Origin of the sequence: Bianquea renquensis (assembly GCF_014384895.1) — a bacterium.
Lineage (GTDB): Bacteria > Bacillota > Clostridia > Lachnospirales > Bianqueaceae > Bianquea > Bianquea renquensis.
Map to the genome: position 1 here is coordinate 79,675 of NZ_JACRSQ010000006.1, position 20,638 is coordinate 100,312.

At 49.8% G+C, this 20,638-nt stretch carries 13 protein-coding genes and 1 tRNA gene; 3 read left to right on the top strand and 11 right to left on the bottom strand.

From position 1 onward, the window contains the following. Nucleotides 1-3: 3 nt before the first annotated feature. The 11 genes from H8730_RS05805 to pheS all read right to left on the bottom strand — a co-directional run bounded on the left by H8730_RS05805 (nt 4) and on the right by pheS (nt 15,253). Entirely contained in the window at nt 4-2,145 is a 2,142-nt protein-coding gene (locus H8730_RS05805) for a helix-turn-helix domain-containing protein (RefSeq protein WP_177714508.1), read from the bottom strand. Nucleotides 2,146-2,280: 135 nt separating this feature from the next. Further along, nucleotides 2,281-3,993, bottom strand: a complete 1,713-nt coding sequence (locus tag H8730_RS05810) for a type 2 periplasmic-binding domain-containing protein (RefSeq protein ID WP_249289559.1) — start codon at nt 3,991-3,993, stop codon at nt 2,281-2,283. Nucleotides 3,994-4,124: 131 nt separating this feature from the next. Further along, nucleotides 4,125-5,048, bottom strand: a complete 924-nt coding sequence (locus H8730_RS05815; protein ID WP_177714506.1) for a carbohydrate ABC transporter permease — start codon at nt 5,046-5,048, stop codon at nt 4,125-4,127. 16 nt (nt 5,049-5,064) lie between these two features. Next, nucleotides 5,065-6,021 (bottom strand): ABC transporter permease, encoded by a 957-nt coding sequence (locus H8730_RS05820; protein WP_177714505.1) that lies wholly within the window; start codon nt 6,019-6,021, stop codon nt 5,065-5,067. 254 nt (nt 6,022-6,275) lie between these two features. Next, the gene (locus H8730_RS05825) at nt 6,276-7,244 is read right to left on the bottom strand and encodes a uroporphyrinogen decarboxylase family protein (protein ID WP_177714504.1); all 969 of its coding nucleotides are present in this window, start codon (nt 7,242-7,244) and stop codon (nt 6,276-6,278) included. Between the two features lie 170 nt (nt 7,245-7,414). Beyond that, complete coding sequence (locus H8730_RS17850; RefSeq protein ID WP_177714503.1) at nt 7,415-9,256, bottom strand: heparinase II/III domain-containing protein; 1,842 nt, start codon at nt 9,254-9,256, stop codon at nt 7,415-7,417. Between the two features lie 155 nt (nt 9,257-9,411). Beyond that, nucleotides 9,412-10,059 (bottom strand): hypothetical protein, encoded by a 648-nt coding sequence (locus tag H8730_RS05835; protein ID WP_177714502.1) that lies wholly within the window; start codon nt 10,057-10,059, stop codon nt 9,412-9,414. A gap of 71 nt (nt 10,060-10,130) precedes the next feature. Beyond that, nucleotides 10,131-11,363, bottom strand: a complete 1,233-nt coding sequence (locus tag H8730_RS05840) for a helix-turn-helix domain-containing protein (protein ID WP_283243873.1) — start codon at nt 11,361-11,363, stop codon at nt 10,131-10,133. Between the two features lie 206 nt (nt 11,364-11,569). Then, a tRNA-Trp gene (locus H8730_RS05845) sits at nt 11,570-11,642 on the bottom strand. 179 nt (nt 11,643-11,821) lie between these two features. Next, a complete protein-coding gene (gene pheT / locus H8730_RS05850; RefSeq protein ID WP_177716482.1) occupies nt 11,822-14,203 on the bottom strand; it encodes a phenylalanine--tRNA ligase subunit beta in 2,382 nt (793 codons plus the stop codon). Nucleotides 14,204-14,224: 21 nt separating this feature from the next. Next, nucleotides 14,225-15,253 (bottom strand): phenylalanine--tRNA ligase subunit alpha, encoded by a 1,029-nt coding sequence (gene pheS, locus H8730_RS05855; protein WP_249289560.1) that lies wholly within the window; start codon nt 15,251-15,253, stop codon nt 14,225-14,227. Nucleotides 15,254-15,714: 461 nt separating this feature from the next. Between pheS and H8730_RS05860 the strand changes: the two genes are divergently transcribed. Genes H8730_RS05860 through H8730_RS05870 form a run of 3 tightly spaced genes read left to right on the top strand, consistent with a single transcriptional unit; the run spans nt 15,715 to nt 20,628 of the window. Next, nucleotides 15,715-18,951 (top strand): UvrD-helicase domain-containing protein, encoded by a 3,237-nt coding sequence (locus H8730_RS05860; protein WP_177716486.1) that lies wholly within the window; start codon nt 15,715-15,717, stop codon nt 18,949-18,951. A 43-nt stretch (nt 18,952-18,994) separates the two neighbouring features. After that, nucleotides 18,995-19,612 carry a flavodoxin family protein gene (locus H8730_RS05865; RefSeq protein ID WP_177716488.1) on the top strand — a complete coding sequence of 206 codons (618 nt, stop codon included), beginning with the start codon at nt 18,995-18,997 and terminating at the stop codon, nt 19,610-19,612. A gap of 38 nt (nt 19,613-19,650) precedes the next feature. Then, on the top strand, nt 19,651-20,628 hold the full coding sequence (locus tag H8730_RS05870; protein ID WP_177716490.1) for a uroporphyrinogen decarboxylase family protein: 978 nt from the start codon (nt 19,651-19,653) through the stop codon (nt 20,626-20,628). The last annotated feature ends 10 nt before the right edge of the window (nt 20,629-20,638 follow it).

Sequence of the window (20,638 nt, forward strand, 5' to 3'; positions counted from 1 at the left end):
TTCTCAAAATTCACCTTTCGCATAATTAGAAGGCAGTACCCCGACGATGGTTTTAAATGTCTTGATAAAGTGTGAGATATTGGTATACCCTACGTACCGCGCTGTATCTGCCACCGACATTCCCTCCTGCGCCAACAGCCGTTTGGCTTCCTCCATCCGGATCGAAATCAGAAAATCTCGATATGTCAAGTTCGTCGCCTTTTTTAACACCCGATTGACGCCGCTGACGCTCATCCCACAGTTTTCCGCCAAACTTTCCATAGAGAAATCATTCTCCCGGTAATGCAGCCAGATATAGTCCATGATTTTCTGCGCTTTGTCCTGTTGCGCCGTACCTTTCTCCCCCTGTACGCCATTGCAGATACAGAGAAGGAATTGTTGCATTCCTTCGTAAAAGCTGGTCTCATTTCTGGCGCACAGTATCTGACTGATCTGCGCTTCCGTTGCTGGCACAGCCAGACTTTGCGCCAGCGCTACCGTCTTGGATAATATATCAGAAAATATGAATCGCATCCGGAACTCGGAACAATTTTCCGCCTTCAGCTCGTCTAGGAAGGCGCGCAGACTCGCGCTCGCCTCTTCCGCTTCGCCGTGGCGGACCGCGTTCATCATCTGGATGATCCGCTTTCCATTATATTGCAGCGGGTCGCTTTGACCCGTACTTTTTTCCATAGAGGAATACACCATCTCCCCCTGCCTTAATAACATGCTCTGGCAGCTGGTCTTCGCTTCCAAATAGGAGAGCTGAACTGCGGACAGCTCTTTGCAGACCCGTCCTTCCCCGACCTCCACATCCAACTGCTCCGCGTCAAACAGCGCCACAATGCTCTCCTTGATATCCTGTCCTTCATAGGCTTCCGCTGCATTAAATAGCACCACGATCGCACTCTCCTCCGGAAGGGCCATGGCATACAGGTAGATCCCGTCAACCGAAAGATCTTCGACTAAATCCGCCATTTCATGGCAGACTGGTTCGCCGACGGCCTCCATAAGCTGAACATATTGAACTCCAAAATAAGTCTCCGATAAATGAACATTGGACAGCAGGATCCTATTTTTCATCGAGTCCGTATAATCGCCGCTGATCAAGAGTAACATCATTTGGTTTTTCATGACGCGGGATATCCTGCCAATCTGCTCATCGACGGATTTGCTCTTCTCCTGTGCTGTCTCCAACAGGGTGTCAAGACTGGAAAATTCATTATTGAGCCCACTCTCGTCCTCCTTTCCATATTTCAGCATAAGCCTGCGAATGGGGCGGTAGGTAAGAGACGCGAAGAAGAGGATGAGAACAAAACTCAAAATAAGGAAGACGAAGAAAAATACCAGATTCAACCTGGAATTCCACGGCAGAGAGTACAATGCGTTCTCCTCGTAGTTGAGATACATGGTAAAGCCGTAGCTTTCGTTTTGTTGAACTAGGCTTTGCTTCCCCAAATCCGCTAACTCTTGGGCATCGCTGTTTTCTCCGGTCAGGCACAACCCCGCATCCCCCATATAGACGGAAAACTCAACGTCATACAGACCAGAGACTTCCTGTAGCCGTTCCCGCACTCTGCTTTTGGAAATCACAAAGGAGAGTGTCGCTCGGACGGAGGAGCCAGAAAATTTTCCAACATTCACCGGCACGGCGAAGAGAAATAACTCATCATCCCCATAGTCCAGCATGGTAAAGTGGGTAACCCCAGTAATTCTGGAGTACAGCGTTTTCGAGCCTGTTGTCTTTAGTATATTGGGCGCATAGTAAGAAAAATAGCTGGTGTGCCCCGTAGACTGATATACAACATCGCTATTGCTGTAAAGCAAAAAGTATTGTGAGGTATAAGGCGAATAGCTGATATACTTGCCTAAACTCTCCACAAGTTCGATCTCATTGAATTTACTTTCCTGAAAAAAGCTGGGGTTGAATTCGTTGTGCAGCAGGATATCGCCCGCAATATCCTCCAGAATGTTGCACTGGGTCTCCAAATCCTGTAAGGCCAACTCCATCTTTTGTTCCATGACCTGTCTGTTCTGTGCATCCACCGCTTTTATCGTGCTGTATATGAATACCATTCCCAGTATCGCGCAGGATAAAAGAACGATACCAAAATAGGAAAAAACGTACTGAAGAAAAACACTTCCCATCCACTTTTTTCTTTTCATCGACAGCCACCTCAACAACTAGTATACGGATTAATATGAACTCAATATGAACTTTTGCTAGTGTTTGAAAATTCTAAAACGCTAAACCGGCATTCATGCCGGTTTAGCGCATGTGGATATGGGATATAAAATTATTTACTGTACCGATGGCAGATACACGTCGTTATAATAGTCGACGTAATACTGCAGGTATTCTTGGAAACCGATGGCGTCCAATCCGTCGAAATAGGCGGTAAGTTCCTCGTCTGTCACAGCTCTCTTGCCTGTGACAAATTCGGCGACATTTTCTTTGATATACGCGTTGATAACCGAGGACAAGTCGGTAATGGCTGTATTCTGTTCATCGGTAAAGGATTGGATAACCGGATAGTACTCATCGGTTATCTGAGGCGTTATGATATCCTGCTCACCGCGAGTGTTGCTCGCAGGCGAACTGCGATACTGACTGTCTTCAAACAAGTCATAGCAGAGGCCCACATAGCCGCCGATGATTCCCTGAATCTTTGCGTAGTGGTACTCACCCGCCGTCGGATAGGAGCCATCTTCAACTGCCGGATACACTTTCGTCGCATCGTCTTCATCATCCGTCGCATACGTCCATCCACTGTCGATCTTCCCTAAGAATAGATCTTCCTGTTCCGCGGTAGGCCCAAAGATGGCCAGGTGGTAATTATCATAATCGAACCACCAATCGACAAAGCGCATCGCCAACTCTGGTGTTTTACAAGTATGGGAGATGGCAAAGGATTGATTGGAGACAGAATTATAATTGCTGGCCACCTTTGCTGTATCATTGTATTCACTTGTCAGGAAGGGAGCGGCACTCCACTCGGTTTCATTATTGGGTGCGAAGGAGATAAACGACGACTGGCCAAATCCGATCTTTCCATTCTGCATCAGCGCCCGTGTCGTTTCATTGTCGATGGTATACAAGTCTTGTGACAGATATCCCTTCTCATAGTATTCTGCCACAGTCTTTAAATATTCACCGAACACTTCCCGGTCTCCTGCGGGAATCACCGGTTGTCCGTTGCGCATCGCAATGGTTGTCTGTGACTCGGCTGCGTGGGTTACATACCCGAATGCGTTCAGCAGGTAGCGCGTGGAATCACCCGCATCCCCAGCCATGGGCACGATATCGCTGCCGCGCTGTTTAAATGCCTCCATCGCCGCCGTGAAATCCTCCAAAGTCGTGGGGAGTTCCATGTTGGCCTCCTCCAGCCATTGTTTGTTAATATAGAATGTCATCGCCGCACTCTTAGGATTTGTGATGCCTCCCAGTGAGTAGATGGCGCCGGAGGGGGATGTAATCTTACCTAAATACTCTGGATATTCATTGTAAATCCTCATCATATTGGGAGTCAGCGTCTCATTGATATACCCGGACAAGTCAATTAGCTGCTCTTCCCGCTCCCCGTAGGTCAGCTGTTCAACAGAGGTTAAGAACATCTGAAACCATATATCCGGCAGAGAGTCGGTGGCAAACGCGGTTGATTTGTATTCCGCAGAGGATGTCACCTGGGTTACATCAAAATCAATGTTCATCTCCTGGCGGGCATATTCCCAAAACCAGATGTCATCCGCCTTTCCCTGTCCCGACCGCTGATAGACGACAATGCTCATCTTCTGCGTCTCGTTGGCCAATGGCAGCGCGCTGTCCAGATTCAGGTAATCGGGATAGTCTGTTCCTGTCGTCGTTCCCTGGCTTGCATCCGATGAAGTAACGTCCCCACTGGTGGAACTCTGAGAACTCTGACTGGACGTATTCTCACCACCGCCTTGGCAGCCAACCGCTGAGATGACCAGCATAGCGGCCAGCACAGCAACGATTCCTCGTTTTGCTTTCATATGTTTCCTCCTCTTTCCTATTTGTATTTATAACAAGATTTGTGAGCCAAAAGCCGCTGGTCGCCGCAATCTCTCATATGCGGACAGTCCCGTAGCTTTTGGCGCCAAACCTTTGTTAACGGTATTCCCGATCAGCCCTTGACAGAACCGATCATAACGCCTTTTACAAAATGTTTCTGTACAAAGGGGTAGATAACGAGCAGCGGTGCGCTGGAGATGAAGATCAGCGCATATTTCATGGTGTACACCATCTGCGATTGCCGAATCGCCCACTCCTGCTCATCCTTTGACATTTCTTCCAGAGACAGGGCTGCTGTCTCTCCAAGAATCAGAATCTTTCTCAATACCATCTGTAATGGCCAGTAGTCTTGATTCGTAATGTAAATCATAGCGGTATAGTAGCTATTCCAGCACCCGACAATATTGAACAGCGCCATGACGGCCAGAATGGAGCCCGACAGCGGCAGGGCAATTTTGATAAAAGACTGCCACTCCGTCGCGCCATCGATATACGCGGACTCATACAGCTCATCGGGTATGTTGCTGGAAAAGAAAGTTCTCGTGACAATCAGATTATAACAGCTGACGCCTACGCCCACAATCATAATCCACGGCGTATTCACCAGATGAAGGGCTTTGTTCAAGATATAACTTGGAATGAGACCGCCGCCAAAATACATGGTGATAAAGAAATACCAGGAAATAGCGCCTCGAAAGGGAAGATATTTTTTTGTCAAAACATAGGCGGCTGGAATGGTAAGGCCTAAGCAGTACAGTGTGTTGGCCACTGTGTAGAGAATCGTATTCCGGTATCCAACCCAGATCTCGTTGTTGCGAAATACATTCTGATAGGCTTCCAGGGTAAATCCCTTGGGCCATAGATAGACACTGCCAGACGCCACTGCTTCCGGCGACGATAGCGATACAATAACGGTAAAATAGAGCGGATACACCATAATCAGCATAATCAGGCTGCATATCAGGATATTGAATACATCGAAGACCTGGTCCGCCTTTGTCTTTTTGATCAGATTTCCTGCCTTGTGACTTGCCATAGTACACCTTCCCCCCTCACCAAAGTGCAACGTCTGTTACAACTTTCGATATTTTATTTACAATCAATATAAGCACAATGTTGATGATATTATTAAACAGTCCGATGGCGGAGGAATAGCTGAATTGACCGCCCTTTAGCCCGATCTCGTAGGTATATGTGGAAATGACGCGCGAGACGTTCATATTCAAATCATTCTGCAAAAGGAAAATCTTTTCAAATCCAACGCCGACTAAACTTCCAACCCGCAAAATCAGCAACGTGATGACGGTTGGCAATATGGAGGGGATGTTGATATGCCATACGATCTTGAATCGGGTGGCGCCGTCGATCCGCGCGGCTTCGATTAACTCCGGCGATATGGAAGACAGCGCTGCCAGATAAATGATTGTCCCCCACCCTAAGCCTTGCCAGACTCCACTCCAAGTATACAGATGGTCAAAACACTTTGGATCCGTCAAAAAGGAATACCGCTCTCCGCCCAGGGCTGCAATCACATTGTTTACAATTCCGTTTGACCTGTCAAAGAACAACATCAGCATAGAACACACCACAACGGTGGATATAAAATGGGGTGCGTAGGTAATCATCTGAACGGTCTTCTTAAATTTCTGATTATCCAGCTCATTCAATAACAGAGCAAAGATTAAGGAGCAGGGGAACGTGGCAAAGCCATACAGGCTGATGCGAAGGGTATTCCAGAAGATTCGCCAGAAATCTGGGTATTGTAAAAATCGTTTGAAGTGTTTTAATCCTACCCATTCACTACCCCAGATGCCAAGGCTTGTTCGAAAGTCCTTAAAGGCAATCTGCACTCCATAAATTGGTATGTAGTGAAAAATAAACACTGTCGTAATGGCCGGCAAAATCATAAGGTAGAGCTGCCAACAGCGCCTTAAGTCCCGCCGTCGACAGGCGCGCCTTATTTGTTTTGCAGATAAGGCCGCTGTGCCCCCCTGTACTCCTGTCTTCATAGCGATCTCTCCTCTTTTTTTCTCATTTTGGATCGAACCAGTTTTCCTGCTGGTTTTGATCATGGTCCAATTCTAACACTCCCTTACGGGCCTGTAAATAATCTGTTTCGGTCATAGGGATACCGCTATCTCTCCCGCCGTTATACTTGGCTTTCCAAGCTGGTTCACAATTCGCGTATTTTTTTACATGACAAAATACCGGCATTCCATTGCTGGAATACCGGTATTAGAATCGTCTACCTTTACAAGTTCTTTCACACAATCTCCGTCTTCTTAAAGGCATCTGTCATCCATTTAAGATAGGAGTCCGTCATCCCCACAGCTTTTGGCTGGGGATACGTTTTGGCAATAAAACCGCCAGCCGGTGAGGCAAAAGCGCGCAACATCTCTTCAACGCGCTGCTGAATCTGCTCTTGTGTCATATCAAGGGTTCTCTGAATATCAAGCGGACAATAGAAACAGATCCGGCCCTTGTAGCGCTTTGATATCTCCTCAATGCCCATGTTGTCCTGCTGGTCCAGATTGATGGCGTCACAGCCTGCATCAATCAACTCTTCCATGATGTCCAACGTGTAACCGCAGCTGTGCATAAATGTATCAAGCCCGAGGGAGTGCGCATAGTCAAATACTCTCTTGTATCGAGGCTTGAAGATCTCATTAAAAGCCTCCATGCTGATCATCGGCCGATCCTGTAGCGCTGTATCGTCGATGAGGATAATGCCATCCACGCCGCACTCCGCCATTTTCTTTGTGCAGGCTATGGCGCTGAGGCAAAACCGCTCACATACTTCCTCGATCAGCTCCGGATTCACGCCTACATTGACCATAAAGTCCATAAAACCGAAGAGATCAATCATCGTCTGGAACAGGCCATTGGGCAGCATGCCCAGCACATACTTTTCCTCCACATTTTCCGCGATTGTCTTGCGCATCGCCTCATACCGCCAGTCTTCGCTGAAATCTGGAAACGTATAGCCATCCAGCGTCTCTTTGCCTTCCAGCGGGAAGACTTTGGGCTCACCGAAGCTTTCTCCGATGGATTCGTACACGACACCCCATTCGTCCACCCCGTTTACTTTAGGCCGCCGCGTGGCGGATACCCAGATCATATCCTCGCCATACTCGATTCCGTCTGCCGGCGTGCGGTTCGCGTCAAAGTTGACCGGCAACCGGTCCGGATATTGAAAATGCAGACTTCGCTTAACTCGCTCTCTGCTCGTCATGTCACTCGCTCCTTCTGCGTCATTTCGTCTACCAGTATAGCCTCTCGGACTCAAAATGTAAAGGGACAGCCCTTTTCTTTTTAGGACAAAATCAAGGACATTCCCCTCATCTGAAATAAAAAATCCCCATTCTACATAGCGAACGGGGATTTTCCCTCTGTGCTCTGATTTTAATCTTTGAGGATCTGGAATGGCAAAACCGTCTCCCCCTCGATCCTCCCTCTCAGCCGCAGACGATACAGCGCATCTCGGTTCCAAGGTTGCCCGATCTTTGTCCCCTTTACCTCGATCTCTTCGATTTCTGGCACAAGGGTATGGGGATAGAGGAGGGACAGATCCTCTGTCAGCACAGCTCGCCCCGGCGCCGCGATATCAGGCCGGTCGCGCAACAGATAATGCAGTTCTACCTCCTCCGGCACCTCCGGCTCCACAGTCTCCGAAATCAAGATTTTCCCCTCCGCTAGCTGTACTTTCCGGATCCACCGGCGCACTCGCGCTTCTTTGGGATAGGCGCCTGCGATATCCAGCGAGACTGACATTTGCTCCTGTGATACCGTGAAATCTTTCGCCCGATACGCTTCCCCGGCCTCCTGCTCCACCCCATTGATATCCGGCAGAGTATGGTAGGAGGACCGCATGGACCAAATGGTATATCGCAGTGGGCTAAAGGTCTTTTCCGTATATGTGTCAACGCCGGCATCGATCACAACCGGCATCCCATCACTATACACGATAAAATTGCCTACGTCATTATGGTTATGGCTCTCTCCGTTGTGTCCCCCCTTGATCGCAACGTACAAACCTTTGTCGGACCGTGGCTGCTCCCGCATGGCGACAATCTGGATTCCTGGCAGATATTCAAATGTCTTCGGAGCATACTCAATGGAAGGCTGGGATTTGGGAACATCCCAGAGATTTTTCAAACGCCGGTACAGATTGTAGCCGTTGTCAAAAGCTGGTCTTTCCTCTGAACCGATTTGGGATACGGCGAAATCCTCCAGACTCTTGCTCTTTACGCGGCGCCCAAATCGCGCTATCATAAAGGCATTCACCCGAATCTGTCCGTGACAGTCTGCAAAATTGATAAAATAGTTGCCATGAATATACATCTTCATTATGTACTCGCCCATGGCGCGGACCAACGGCTGCTGGAAAATGTCGAGCTCTCCCCCCGTCATGTCATACAGGAGCTCTGAGGCGTCGAAGAAAGCGGCTCCGGCTTCCCCCCAATAGCTCGGCCCTTCATCGCAGCCGCCGTCGTCATCGTAGGAAGCGGCAAAATAATCTAGAATGTACAGGGAGCGTGTGATGATCGCCTGCCGCCGTTCTCGATTCTCTTCGCAGAGCGCTGCGACCGCCAGCACATTGGAAACAATCCAGGGATTCCAGTTATTCACAAATCCCCCATCGAGTCCCATCCATGGCATATCATATTGGAGATACGGCTCCAGTATCCTCCGGTTCAGTTCATACTGCATGCGGTCCACGATTACATGGGGCACCGCCTCTTCCAACACGTCTTTTAAAAAGTGGTAAACCCATGCCAACAGTGACCCTGTCTCCGCCGAAAATAAGTCCACATACCGAATCTCGCCCCGGTAGGCGTCCGGCAGCTGATATTTTGCACCGTCCAGCGATGTGTTGTGGGCGGGGATCACCCAGGATGTCTCCTCCAATATCGCCCAGATTCCATCAATGAGTTTGTCCACAAAGCGCCCCTGTCCTTCCAGGCACTCCGCCACCATAAGGTCACATACCATCTGGCGCCGCTTGAAATAGACGTCCTCATAGCGGCTTCGATTGCCGTTCCGGCAAAATTCTCGGTACAGCTCGGCTGTCAAAAGAGGATATTCCATCGCAAGGCTCTCTTCCCCCCGCTGGATAAGCTCTGTCCTCAGCTCGCCTGTCAGCGCACCCCAGACGCCTCCATCACTCAAATCAAGAAAGGGCTTAAACCTCTCATATGGGATGACCTTTCCCTCTACCGTGTATCCCTCTAATATTCTTGGCACTGTCCTTACCTCCTGTCCTTCCCATGATAGGTGCATTATACCGTATCGGCTGTGGAATTACAAGATGGAACTGTGACTATTTTATTAAGCCTTCCTGACTTTCCCTTTGTCATTTTGGGACCAGGCTGAATGGTAGATAGCAAACAAGGAAGTACCTACCCCTTCTTCTTTACAGGAACCGTGACATAGCTTTCGCCGCTATAGCAATAATACTCCATCTCATCGTTTCCTTTCCCGTTACCTCCGTTAAACTCATAATTGTAATGATAGGGCCCATCCTCACAGAAAATGCGGCGGATCAATCCAAAAAGGGGCGCCATATGCCATTGTGGATTCTCTTCTCCTGTTATTTTTTTTGTTAAGGCCCAGGCCTCATCTGTAGATCTCACTTTGATGAGCAAAGTCGGTTCTGCCTCTATAACGTGAATCCCCTTCGGTTGGTTAGCATTCCGTGTCTCCTGTCCATGGAGAATGGCGCATGGCCGCTCAGGCGTTGCGTAATCAATGCTAATACAAATCATGCGATCCGGCGTAACGCTATCAACAATTTGGCCTCTGTTGTCTTGAAACCACTGACAACTCGCTTCTACATCCGGCTCCGAATTTAGATCAGGGGCAACAAAATAGGATCCCGCATACAATGTTTTGGCTTTTTCAATAATTGTAAATTCCACGCCCTCTATCACAATTGTATCCAAGATCTTTTCCGTGCACAATTCCTCCGCCATACTGATGATCACCGGTCTGCTTTTGGGGGCATAACTCTCCGGGCTCTGTTCCATTTTCCTTACGGGTACACTCATACTCTCATTCTTCCTTTCTTATAAATTTATGACTTCATAATAAGATTATAGTGTATGATTGCCTGTCTGTGTTATCCGTTTTTGTCATCTTTTAGCCGTTTATATAATTTCATACAAATATTTTCTGCATCGTAACTGCCATCTGTAATTTCATAAATAGCAAAAGCTGGTTCATTTTCATGAGGAATCCCGTTATTCTGCAGCCACGAATCCATTTTCTCGCGAACAACGCGGGTATCGCCATAACAGTTTCCCGACAGCACGGCATATCGTCCCGCCGGCATATGGATGAGGTCTATACCACAGCTCATACGCTGTTTAAGCGGCGTAGTCAGCCAAAAATCGCTGTCGCATTCGACCCCGCACTCGTATACGCCATTATAGGTGCAAACGTAAAACCTTTGAGCATTGCGAATCAGTAATGGATGCTGCTGCAAAAAAGCCATCACCATTTCGGATGCCTTCCTCTCGGCGTTATACCCTTTCTCTTTTGCGATGATAAACGTCTTCTCGGGTTCAGCCGTAATCGTGATGTGCTGCTCAACTTTTCGCTTTTTAACAGGTAGATATAATTTCAATTTGCGTGGTTTGCCATTTTGAAAGAAATACTCCTCAAAGATCCCTTCGCCCGATTCCTCAAACATACTGGCGGAAAGCCAATTGTTATACAAGTAATTCCAGCCGTTGCTGATATCCGCGTCATCATAATTGACCACACAAGTGGCATATAGGCTGGTTCTTATCTCACCAGGTATTTCAGTCATCACTTCATAACAGAATCGGTTTCCCATCTGTTTGCCATTCCGTCCGAAAACCCGGCCGGATATATTCCCCAATCCCAATGCCTTAATCGCATTATCCTCGATCCCTACTTGGCAGGAACTGTAAAAACGTGTTGTGGTATACGCTGGGATGGATTCCATGCCAACTTTTACGGCTACCCCCCTCTCATAGGTAGCAAAAGGGTAAAAATAAAAGTAACTGTCATTCATCCGATATTCCATCGGGGTCATGCCGACAGTTCTTTTGAATATCTTGTGAAACGACTGTATGGTCTGATAACCGCTTTCATCTGCGATGACGGTGAGAGACAACGCTGAACATTTGATTTTCTCACACGCGTTTGAAATGCGACGCTTACGTATATATTCCTTAATGGAATGACCTGTACAATCGTAAAAATCCCTATATAACTGGCTCACTGAGACAAAATGCCTTCTGGCAATATTTTCAGGTGTTAAAGCTTCCGTTAAATGTCTCTCAATATAGGATAGTACGGCATTGATATAATCATTTTTGGGCATAGGTCACCTCGCGATCCATCATTATACTGATTTCAGCTCACTCAATTCCGGCACACACTCCCCCAGAAATCAGTGGGTCGTTGGGATGAATTGACAAGGGAGCTACATAACAAAAAACCGCGCCTGAGACCTTGACATAGGTTTTCTCTTAGGCACGATTCGTCTTAATATAATCACAGCCCGCTATCTAAGCGGGCTGCCCATACCAGGGGCAGAAGGACTCGAACCCTCGACATCCGGTTTTGGAGACCGACGTTCTACCGACTGAACTATACCCCTACATCAAATTTTTGACGCTCATATATAATACCGTATTTCCAATCATTTGTCAATCCCCTTTTTTCAAAAGTTCGCTTCCGCGAACTTTTTCAGGTCCGCCTCTCGGCGGACTTTCCTATAGGACTAAAAAGATTAGGCAGGGTGCTCTCCCTGCCCGATCTCCTTCTGTCCATGGCGCGTCAGTTGTCTTTGACCTGCGCTCCCATCTTCTCGCCCGCTTCAATGAGCCGATTGACGAGGGCCTGAACTTCCTCGCTCTCTAGGGTCCGCTCCTGCGAGCAGAAGACAAATCGAATGGTCACGCTCTTTTGCTTCTTCCAGGCAGGGTCCTGATAGATCCCCACCAACTCATAGCTCTCTAAAAATGGTAACGCCAGGGTTTCCACCATACTCTGGAAGGCAGAATACGGCACCTCCGACGCGATCAAATAGCTCAGGTCCGCCGTCACACTCGGAAATTTGCTAGGTTCCCTATATTGCGGCAGCATCTTGGCGATTTTGCTCAGTTCATCCACATTCAGCTCCACCGCAATAATCGAAGCCTTTTTATCAATCTTATCCGTCACCTGGGGGTGAACGATTCCCATCAGCCCCAGCAGCGTCTGCCCAAAGGAGATCTGAAACGCATTGTAGGGATGCATCCAGGGCTTTGGCGCTTCCGTCATCGAGTAATAGGAGAATTTTTCATTGTAAAAAGCGCTGGCAATGCCTTCCACAAAACCTTTTGCCTTCATAAGCAGCGCCTCTTCCTCCGTCCGGCGGCCATAAAAGACAACGCTGAGCCGCCGTTCTTCCTTGGCTAGCCCCTCCTTGTCGATTCCCGCCACGACGCTGCCAATTTCAAAGATACTGAATTCCGGCGCATAGCTCCGATTCTTTTCCACAGTGCACAGCAGCGCCGGCGTCAAATCACAGCGCAGCAAATCAATGTCCGGCGATACGGAATTTTTCAGCCGGACAAAACCTTCCGCCTCCAAACCGATCTCTTTCAATTTTCGAGCGTCATTCCAGAGGTAGGTGTGAACCTCATGGCTTCCGTAAGACAGCGCCAGCAATGTCTTCAACTCGTCGATCAGAACCTTGCGCGGCTCTCTCGCCATGGGTGCAACCGCACAGGTGGCCGTCTGGATTGCAAAATTGTCGTACCCGTAGATTCTGGTAATCTCTTCAATAATGTCGGCCTTGATGCTCACATCCTTTGTGGCGCGCCAAGAGGGAACCTGCACGGTAAAGGCATCACCGCGCCTCTCAACGCCGAAGCCGAGCCGAGTCAATGTATCCTCGATCTGCCCCACACTGATGTCGATCCCCGTGTACCGGTCCACATAGGCTTTATCAAATTCAATTTGAATCTTGGGATACCGCCGGATATAGAGGTCGCTGAGGGAGGAGATGACGCGGACCCCGGGATCGATGGAAAACAGGAGAGACAGATACCGCTGGATTGCGGGAATGGTCATCTCGGGATCCAAAGTTTTCTCATAGCGCATGGACGCATCCGTCCGGAGTCCCAGATAGCTGGAGGATTTCCTCACGTTGACTGCATCGAAGTTGGCGCTCTCCAGCAGGAAGCTCGTCGTCTCCTCTGTGATCTCACTTTCATAGCCGCCCATGATCCCCGCAATGGCCACAGGTGTCCCCTTGCTCTTGATCATCAATGTCTCCGGGTGTACCTCCCGCACTTTTCCGTCCAAAGTCTCAAATTGAATCGATTGCGGAAAATTTCCAACCTCAATCTGGCTAACCCGCTGGTAATCAAAGGCATGCATAGGCTGCCCCATCTCCAGCATAATATAGTTGGTCAAATCTGCCAGCAAGTTGATGGCCCGCATTCCACAGCGGTACAGCCGAATCCGCATATTGACCGGACTGATTTTCACCGATATATTTTCGACTGCCATGGCGGAATAGCGGAGCAGATGCTCCTGATTCTCCGCTGCTATGGGGACGGCCGGAAGCGATTCATAGGCGCCTGTGTCCACCTTTTGGACCTCTTGCAGTGGACGGCCCGCCAGCGCTGCAATTTCTCTGGCAATGCCATAGTGTCCCCATAAATCGGGCCGGTTGGTCAAAGATTTGTTGTCCACCTCAAAAATTGTGTCTTCAATCTCGTACAGTTTCTTGATATCGGTTCCCACCGGCGAATCCTCGGGCAGAATCATAAGCCCGGAATGATCGTCGCTGATCCCGATCTCCTTCTCACTACAACACATGCCGCAGCTCTCATAGCCAGCGACGGGCCGCCGCTCGATTTTCATCCCGCCGACTTGCCCCCCCTCCTTGGCAAAGGGAACCTTGATCCCCACCGCCACGTTGGGCGCGCCGCAGACCACATCATAGATCGCATCGCCTCCGTCCACTTTCAGCAGATGCAGTTTTTTGGAGTTAGGGTGCTTCTCCATGGATACAATCTTGCCCACCACCACATTTTGAATATCCCGCCCAACATGCTGGATTTCTTCCACCTCCGCTGTCGCTAAGGTGAACTTCTGTATCAAAGTATCAATCTCAATGCCATCCAGATTGACAAAGTCCCGAATCCAATTGATTGACAGTTTCATGCTCCGACCTCCTCCTTATCTTTATTGAATCGTAAACTGTTCCAGCGATTTTAAATTGCCGCTGTTGAAGACTCGAATATCACGGATTCCAAATTTCATCATGGCAAGCCTTGTGAGGCCAAGACCAAATGCGAACCCCGTATATTTTTCACTGTCGATGCCCGCCATGGTCAGAACATTGGGGTGGATCATACCGCACGGGCACAGCTCAATCCAGCCGCCTTGCTTGCATGTGGGGCACCCCGTTCCACCACAGACGTGACACTGGATATCCAGTTCAAAGCCAGGCTCCACGAAGGGGAAAAAGCCAGGCCGCAGGCGGACCGTGATATCCTTCTGGAATACCTCCGACAACATAGTCTTCATAAAATAGATCAGATTGGAGATGGAGATATCTTCCCCCACCATGATCCCCTCCATCTGGAAAAACGTATTCTCATGGCTGGCGTCGATGGCTTCGTTGCGGAAGCAGCGTCCGGGGAAGATGGCACGGCAGGGAGCGCCATATTTGCGCAGGATGGTGTTCTGGGCTGCGGAGGTATGAGTTTTGAGAACTTGCCCGTTGTCGAGATAATAAGTGTCCTGCATATCTCGGGCCGGATGGTACTTGGGAATATTGACGGCCTCAAAATTATCATATTCCGTCACCACCTCTTTAAAATCTTCCACGGCAAATCCCATGCTCCGGAAAATATCCTCCAGTTCGCGCTGGACAATGGTGATGGGATGCAGCGTCCCCGTCACCGGTTTGGCGGGAAGAGAGATATCATAGCGGGTATCCTGCTGGAGCCGGGCTTGGGCAAGCGCCGCCTCAAGCTCCGACGATTTCGCCGCGATAAATTCGCTGACCTGCTGCTTCAGCTGATTGATCTGCTGCCCTGCCTCCCTCTTGGCGTCAGCGTTCAGATCCTTTAGATTCTTCATCAGATCTGTGATAAGACCTTTTTTCCCGAGATACGCAACGCGGATTTTTTCTAACTCCTCTGTCCCACAGATGGACTGCATCTCTTCTTGAAATCGAGCTTTGACTTGTTCGATTTTATCCTTCATTTCCATATCCTCCTTATCATAAAAATAACCCGTCCAACTACTTGGACGGGATTCTTCCGTGGTACCACCAAACTGCAAAGTCTCGCAGCGGACGCTACGAAACCTCCTCAATACCCCATAATGCGGTGGACTGCATCCGCCCTTACGAAACTCTCTTTCAGGGCGACGGCTCCGATAGTGAAATTCACTGCTAGCGAATATCAAATCCTGCTTTCAGCCGGTGACAGGATCTCTCTGCTGCCTCTCTCTAGCCGCTACTGTACATACCTTCTCAGCCTTATAAATTGGAGTATAGCACGATTGCGTTTTTTTGTCAAGCCGTATTGTTTTCTTTCCCTGATGGTTTCGATAAATTGGGAGACAATTCTAGTTTTGTCTTGCATTTACCAAATGATTCGATTATACTAATATGGTAATCCCATACGGCATTTTCGTCAATTTATGTATTGAAGGTGAGTCCCATGTTCATAGCTGATCTACATATTCATTCCAAATATTCTCGCGCCACAAGCAGAGACTGTGTTCCCGAATACTTAGACCTTTGGGCCCGGCGCAAAGGGATCGATCTTATTGGAACCGGCGATTTCACACACCCCGCATGGCGCGCGGAGCTTAAAGAAAAGCTCACACCCGCTGAAGATGGATTGTACTGTCTGCGCAGCGAGTGCCGTCTAGATGATGTCCTCTCTTCCAGCGAGGTCCGTCCCCGCTTTGTCCTGTCGAGTGAAATCAGCTCGATCTACAAAAAAAATGGGAGGACTCGGAAGGTTCACAATGTCATCCTCCTCCCGAGCCTGGAAGCGGCTGAGTCCTTATCTGTCAAGCTCGAGGCCATTGGAAATATTCATTCCGATGGGCGGCCTATCCTCGGTCTGGACAGCCGAGATCTCCTGGAAATCACACTGGAAACCTGTCCTGACGCTATTTTCATTCCCGCCCATATTTGGACGCCCCACTTTTCACTGTTTGGTGCATTTTCCGGCTTTGACACCATCGAAGAGTGCTTTGAGGATCTCACCCCCTATATCCATGCGCTTGAGACTGGTCTCTCCTCTGACCCGCCTATGAACTGGCGTCTCTCCGCCTTGGACCGCTTTACATTGGTCTCCAACTCCGACGCTCATTCTCCCTCAAAACTTGGCCGGGAAGCGAATCTGTTGGACACCGCCATGACCTATCCCGCGCTGGCATCTGCCATACAGGGCGGAACTGAGAAAGGCTTTGCTGGGACTCTGGAATTTTTCCCGGAAGAAGGAAAATATCACTACGATGGCCATCGAAATTGTCATGTATGCCTCAAGCCGTCGGACGCGGAGGCTGTATCGGGTCTCTGCCCTGTCTGCGGGAAAAAAATGACCATCGGTGTGGACCATCGCGTTGAACAGCTGGCGGACCGCCCAGAGGGCTATCGCCCCTCCTCTGCCGGCTATTATCAGAGTTTGGTCCCTCTGCCGGAAGTCATCGGAGCCTCCACCGGGCTCTCAAGCACCAGCAAAAAAGTGCTGGCCCAATATGAAACAATGCTACGGGATATCGGCCCTGAATTCTACATTTTGCGGGAGGCTCCCTTTGAAACAATCCTTCCAATTGCGGGGCCCTGTGTGGAGGAGGGAATTCGGCGGCTGCGGGATGGGCGTGTAAGCCGGACACCCGGCTACGACGGGGAATACGGCACCATCCAACTTCTCAGCCAATCCGAAATTGACTCCTTGACAGGCCAGCTCAGCTTATTCGCCGTTACCGGTTTGGCCGCGCCGGCCTCGAAGAGAAAGGCGGGCAGAAAAGCGAGCCCTTCCTCCAACAAGCCAGCGGCAGCCCAGCCTTCCACCGGCAGTTCCACCGCCAGCAACCTGCTGGCAGAGCTCAACCCAGAGCAGCAGGAGGCCGTGCTGGCGTCAGAACCGGCCATAGCGGTTATTGCCGGCCCTGGAACTGGCAAAACCAAAACCTTGATATCCCGAATCGCATATCTGGTGGAGCATCAGGGCGTAAACCCCTCCGAGATCACCGCTGTGACCTTTACCAACAAAGCCGCCGGCGAAATGAAAGAGCGGCTGGACGCCCATTTTCACTCCAAACAAATCACCCGTGCCATGACCATCGGCACCTTTCACTCCATCTGTCTACAATTTTTGTCAAATCAGCTGGAGGCTGTAACGCTCGTCGATGAGTATGAGTCCTTGGATATTGCCAAAGAAGTTCTCCTCTCCTGTGATCTTTCCCTTTCACCTCGCCAGTTTCTCCGGGCTATTTCCACGTGGAAGTGTCATATGGAGAGGGAAGCGCCATCGGAGCTGATGGATGCATTCCTCCTGTATCAGCAGCGCCTGTCCCAGATTGGAGCTCTGGATTTTGATGATCTCCTGATAAAGGCATGGGAGGGGTGGCAAAAGGAATCACTGCCTTTTGATGGATTTGCTTATCTCTGTGTCGATGAGTTTCAGGACATCAATGAAATCCAATATCAGCTGATCCGCTCCTGGAGCCGACATTGCAAGGGACTTTTTGTAATCGGGGATCCCGACCAATCGATCTACGGATTCCGCGGCTCCGATTCTCGTTGTTTCAGCCGCCTCACAGACGATTTTCCGTCTCTTCGCCTCATTCGCCTTCTCCAAAACTATCGCTCGACACCGGAAATTTTGTACAGTGCTCTGCCTATGATTTCTCAGAATGAGGGTCCTATCCGGGAGCTTCGGCCCTGGAAACCTAGTGGCTCTCCTGTTCGAATTCTGATGGCGGAGAGCGACTTGTCGGAGGCCATCTTTATTGCGAAGGAAATCAATCGAATGGTAGGCGGTATCGACATGCTGGACGCCCACACCCAGAATAATCAAGCAGAACAGGATCACATCCGGAGTTTTTCCGATATGGCGATTCTGTATCGCACACATAGGCAGGGGGACATGCTGGAGCGCTGTCTGCGGCAAGAGGGGATTCCCTATGTGGTGGCTGGCCGAGATGATTTTTTGGCAGATGAATTTGTCCGCGCCTCCCTGGGTTTCTTCCGCTTTATACTGAACCCAGGCGATATCGCCTCCTTGATCCAGTGCCTTCAGACACGCTGGAAATGCCCTGAGGATATCCGTCACGCATTGCGCGCCCAATGGATGGAAGCTCTTCCAGCCAATCAGGGCGATGCCTTTGTTCGACTGCAAAACTGGGAGCCCCTCCGGGAGTGTCTACGACTTTTACAGTTCTATCGGACAAAAATTGTAGAGGATTCTCCCCGCACTTTGCTGGAGAGCTGGATTCAGGATTGGAACGTCACAGACCATGAACCATTGCAGCGCCTGATCAATATGTCCATTTTTCATGATCGGATGGAGCCGTTTCTCCAGACGCTGCTCCTCGGCGAGGAGAGCGATCTTCTCCGTTCCGGCGGCCGCACCTACGACGCAGGGACGGTCACTCTCATGACCCTCCACGGCTCCAAAGGCTTGGAATTTCCCGTGGTCTTCCTCTGTGGTGTCAATAAAGGGCTGATCCCGCTGGAATCCGCCCAACATCCCGCTGATATTCCCGAAGAACGGCGCTTGTTCTATGTGGGAATGACCCGTGCAAAAGAGGATCTGATTCTCCTCACCAGCTCCGACCCTTCTCCCTTTTTGTCCGATATTCCCATGGACCACGTTCAATCCAGTCCTGTCGCAGGGCGCCGGCGTCCCTCCTGCGAGACACAGCTGAGCTTATTTTAATCGAAAACTTTACTGAGATTATGTATGGTAGGAGGAATTTACAATGAAGGTTGTCGCTGTCAATGGAAGTCCCCGCCCAATGGGGAATACGTTTCAGGCGATTCAGACCGTGCTGAATGTGATAGAATCTGCCGGGATTGAAACTGAGATCTTACAGATCGGCGGACTCGACATCCGCGGCTGTATCGCCTGTGGTGGCTGTTCGGATGGGATGTGTGTTTTCGCGGATGAGGCATTCTGTACATGGACCCACACCCTTGAGGAGGCAGACGGGATCCTACTCGCCTGTCCGGTTTACTATGCGGGAATTCCAGGCACGATGAAGGCTTTTTTAGACCGCATCTTCTATCAATCCGGCGGCCGTTTTCGCCTAAAAGTTGGAGCCAGCATTGCGGTACTGCGCCGCTCTGGAGGGGTGGCCACCTTCGACCAGCTCAATCATTACCTTCTGATCTCCGAGATGATCGTTGCGCCGTCCTTCTACTGGAATGTCGCCCACGGCAGACAGCCCGGAGAGGTGCTGGAGGATCAGGAGGCGCTGTCCGTACTTCAAAATCTGGGGCAAAACATGGCCTATCTTCTGGAGATGCAAAGGCGCACCCGGGACGAACTCCCGCCCCCTGAGCCAGTGGCCAGGGCCTGGACCAATTTCATCCGCTGACTCAAGCAAAACACATCCTCTGGGAGGAGGCTTTATACATGACACCGAGGGAAAAATTTATCAAATGCTTGAAGCGTGAACCCATCACCGGCCGGGTTCCTCATTTTGAACTTGTCTTCTTTCTCACCATGGAGGTTCTGGGAAAGGTCCACCCCCAGCATCGAAATTATAGCCAATGGGATCAGATGTCTGCCCGTGAACAGGAGTTACACATTCGGGATATCGCGTCCTGTTACGTGGATATTGCAAAGATCTATGGACACAGCGCTATCTTTTTCCAGACAAGCCTCTCCAATTTTGCATTCAATATCCGTGTAATGCAAAAAATCCGAGAGATCTCAGGGGATACGTATTTCATCATGATGCACGGCGATCCTACCTTCGGCATTCCCGATGGGGACACTATGATGGAGTTTTCCCGCCAGATGTACGAGGAGGAGGACGCCCTCAAGGCCATTGAGCAAAAAAATGTGGAGGACTGCCTGTTCTGGGCGGAAGAGTATGCAAGGCATCCAGGGCTTTTGGACGGCGTTGCCCTCTGCTCCGATTACTGCTTCAACACCAATCCATTTTTTAGTCCTGGTATCTTTGAAGATCTCATCGCTCCCTATCTGGCGAAGGTCACGAAGGGCTATCACGATGCCGGCTTATATGTCATCAAGCACACCGACGGTAACATCAATCCCATTGTGGAGCAGATGGTACAATGTGGACCGGACGCACTTCATTCCCTGGACCCACAGGGTGGCGTGGATCTGAAGGAAATCAAACAAAAATTTGGCGACCGGGTCTGTCTCATCGGGAATGTCAACTGCGGTCTTTTGCAGACGGGAACAGAGGAAGCGTGCGCCGAGGACGTCCGCCGCTCCCTCCGGGAAGGAATGCCGGGATACGGCTACATTTTTTCCACGTCCAACTGCGTCTACACTGGCCTGGACCTGTCAAGATATGAGTTGATGCACAGCATTTGGGAACGAGAAGGGAATTATCCAGACGACAACCGCTTTACGCCATAAAAGGGACATC

Coding starts and splice junctions, on each gene's coding strand:
- H8730_RS05805 (WP_177714508.1), bottom strand. CDS start 2,145: ATGAAAAGAAAAAAGTGGATGGGAAGTGTTTTTCTTCAGTACGTTTTT.
- H8730_RS05810 (WP_249289559.1), bottom strand. CDS start 3,993: ATGAAAGCAAAACGAGGAATCGTTGCTGTGCTGGCCGCTATGCTGGTC.
- H8730_RS05815 (WP_177714506.1), bottom strand. CDS start 5,048: ATGGCAAGTCACAAGGCAGGAAATCTGATCAAAAAGACAAAGGCGGAC.
- H8730_RS05820 (WP_177714505.1), bottom strand. CDS start 6,021: ATGAAGACAGGAGTACAGGGGGGCACAGCGGCCTTATCTGCAAAACAA.
- H8730_RS05825 (WP_177714504.1), bottom strand. CDS start 7,244: ATGACGAGCAGAGAGCGAGTTAAGCGAAGTCTGCATTTTCAATATCCG.
- H8730_RS05835 (WP_177714502.1), bottom strand. CDS start 10,059: ATGAGTGTACCCGTAAGGAAAATGGAACAGAGCCCGGAGAGTTATGCC.
- H8730_RS05840 (WP_283243873.1), bottom strand. CDS start 11,363: ATGCCCAAAAATGATTATATCAATGCCGTACTATCCTATATTGAGAGA.
- pheT (WP_177716482.1), bottom strand. CDS start 14,203: ATGAAACTGTCAATCAATTGGATTCGGGACTTTGTCAATCTGGATGGC.
- pheS (WP_249289560.1), bottom strand. CDS start 15,253: ATGAAGGATAAAATCGAACAAGTCAAAGCTCGATTTCAAGAAGAGATG.
- H8730_RS05860 (WP_177716486.1), top strand. CDS start 15,715: ATGTTCATAGCTGATCTACATATTCATTCCAAATATTCTCGCGCCACA.
- H8730_RS05865 (WP_177716488.1), top strand. CDS start 18,995: ATGAAGGTTGTCGCTGTCAATGGAAGTCCCCGCCCAATGGGGAATACG.
- H8730_RS05870 (WP_177716490.1), top strand. CDS start 19,651: ATGACACCGAGGGAAAAATTTATCAAATGCTTGAAGCGTGAACCCATC.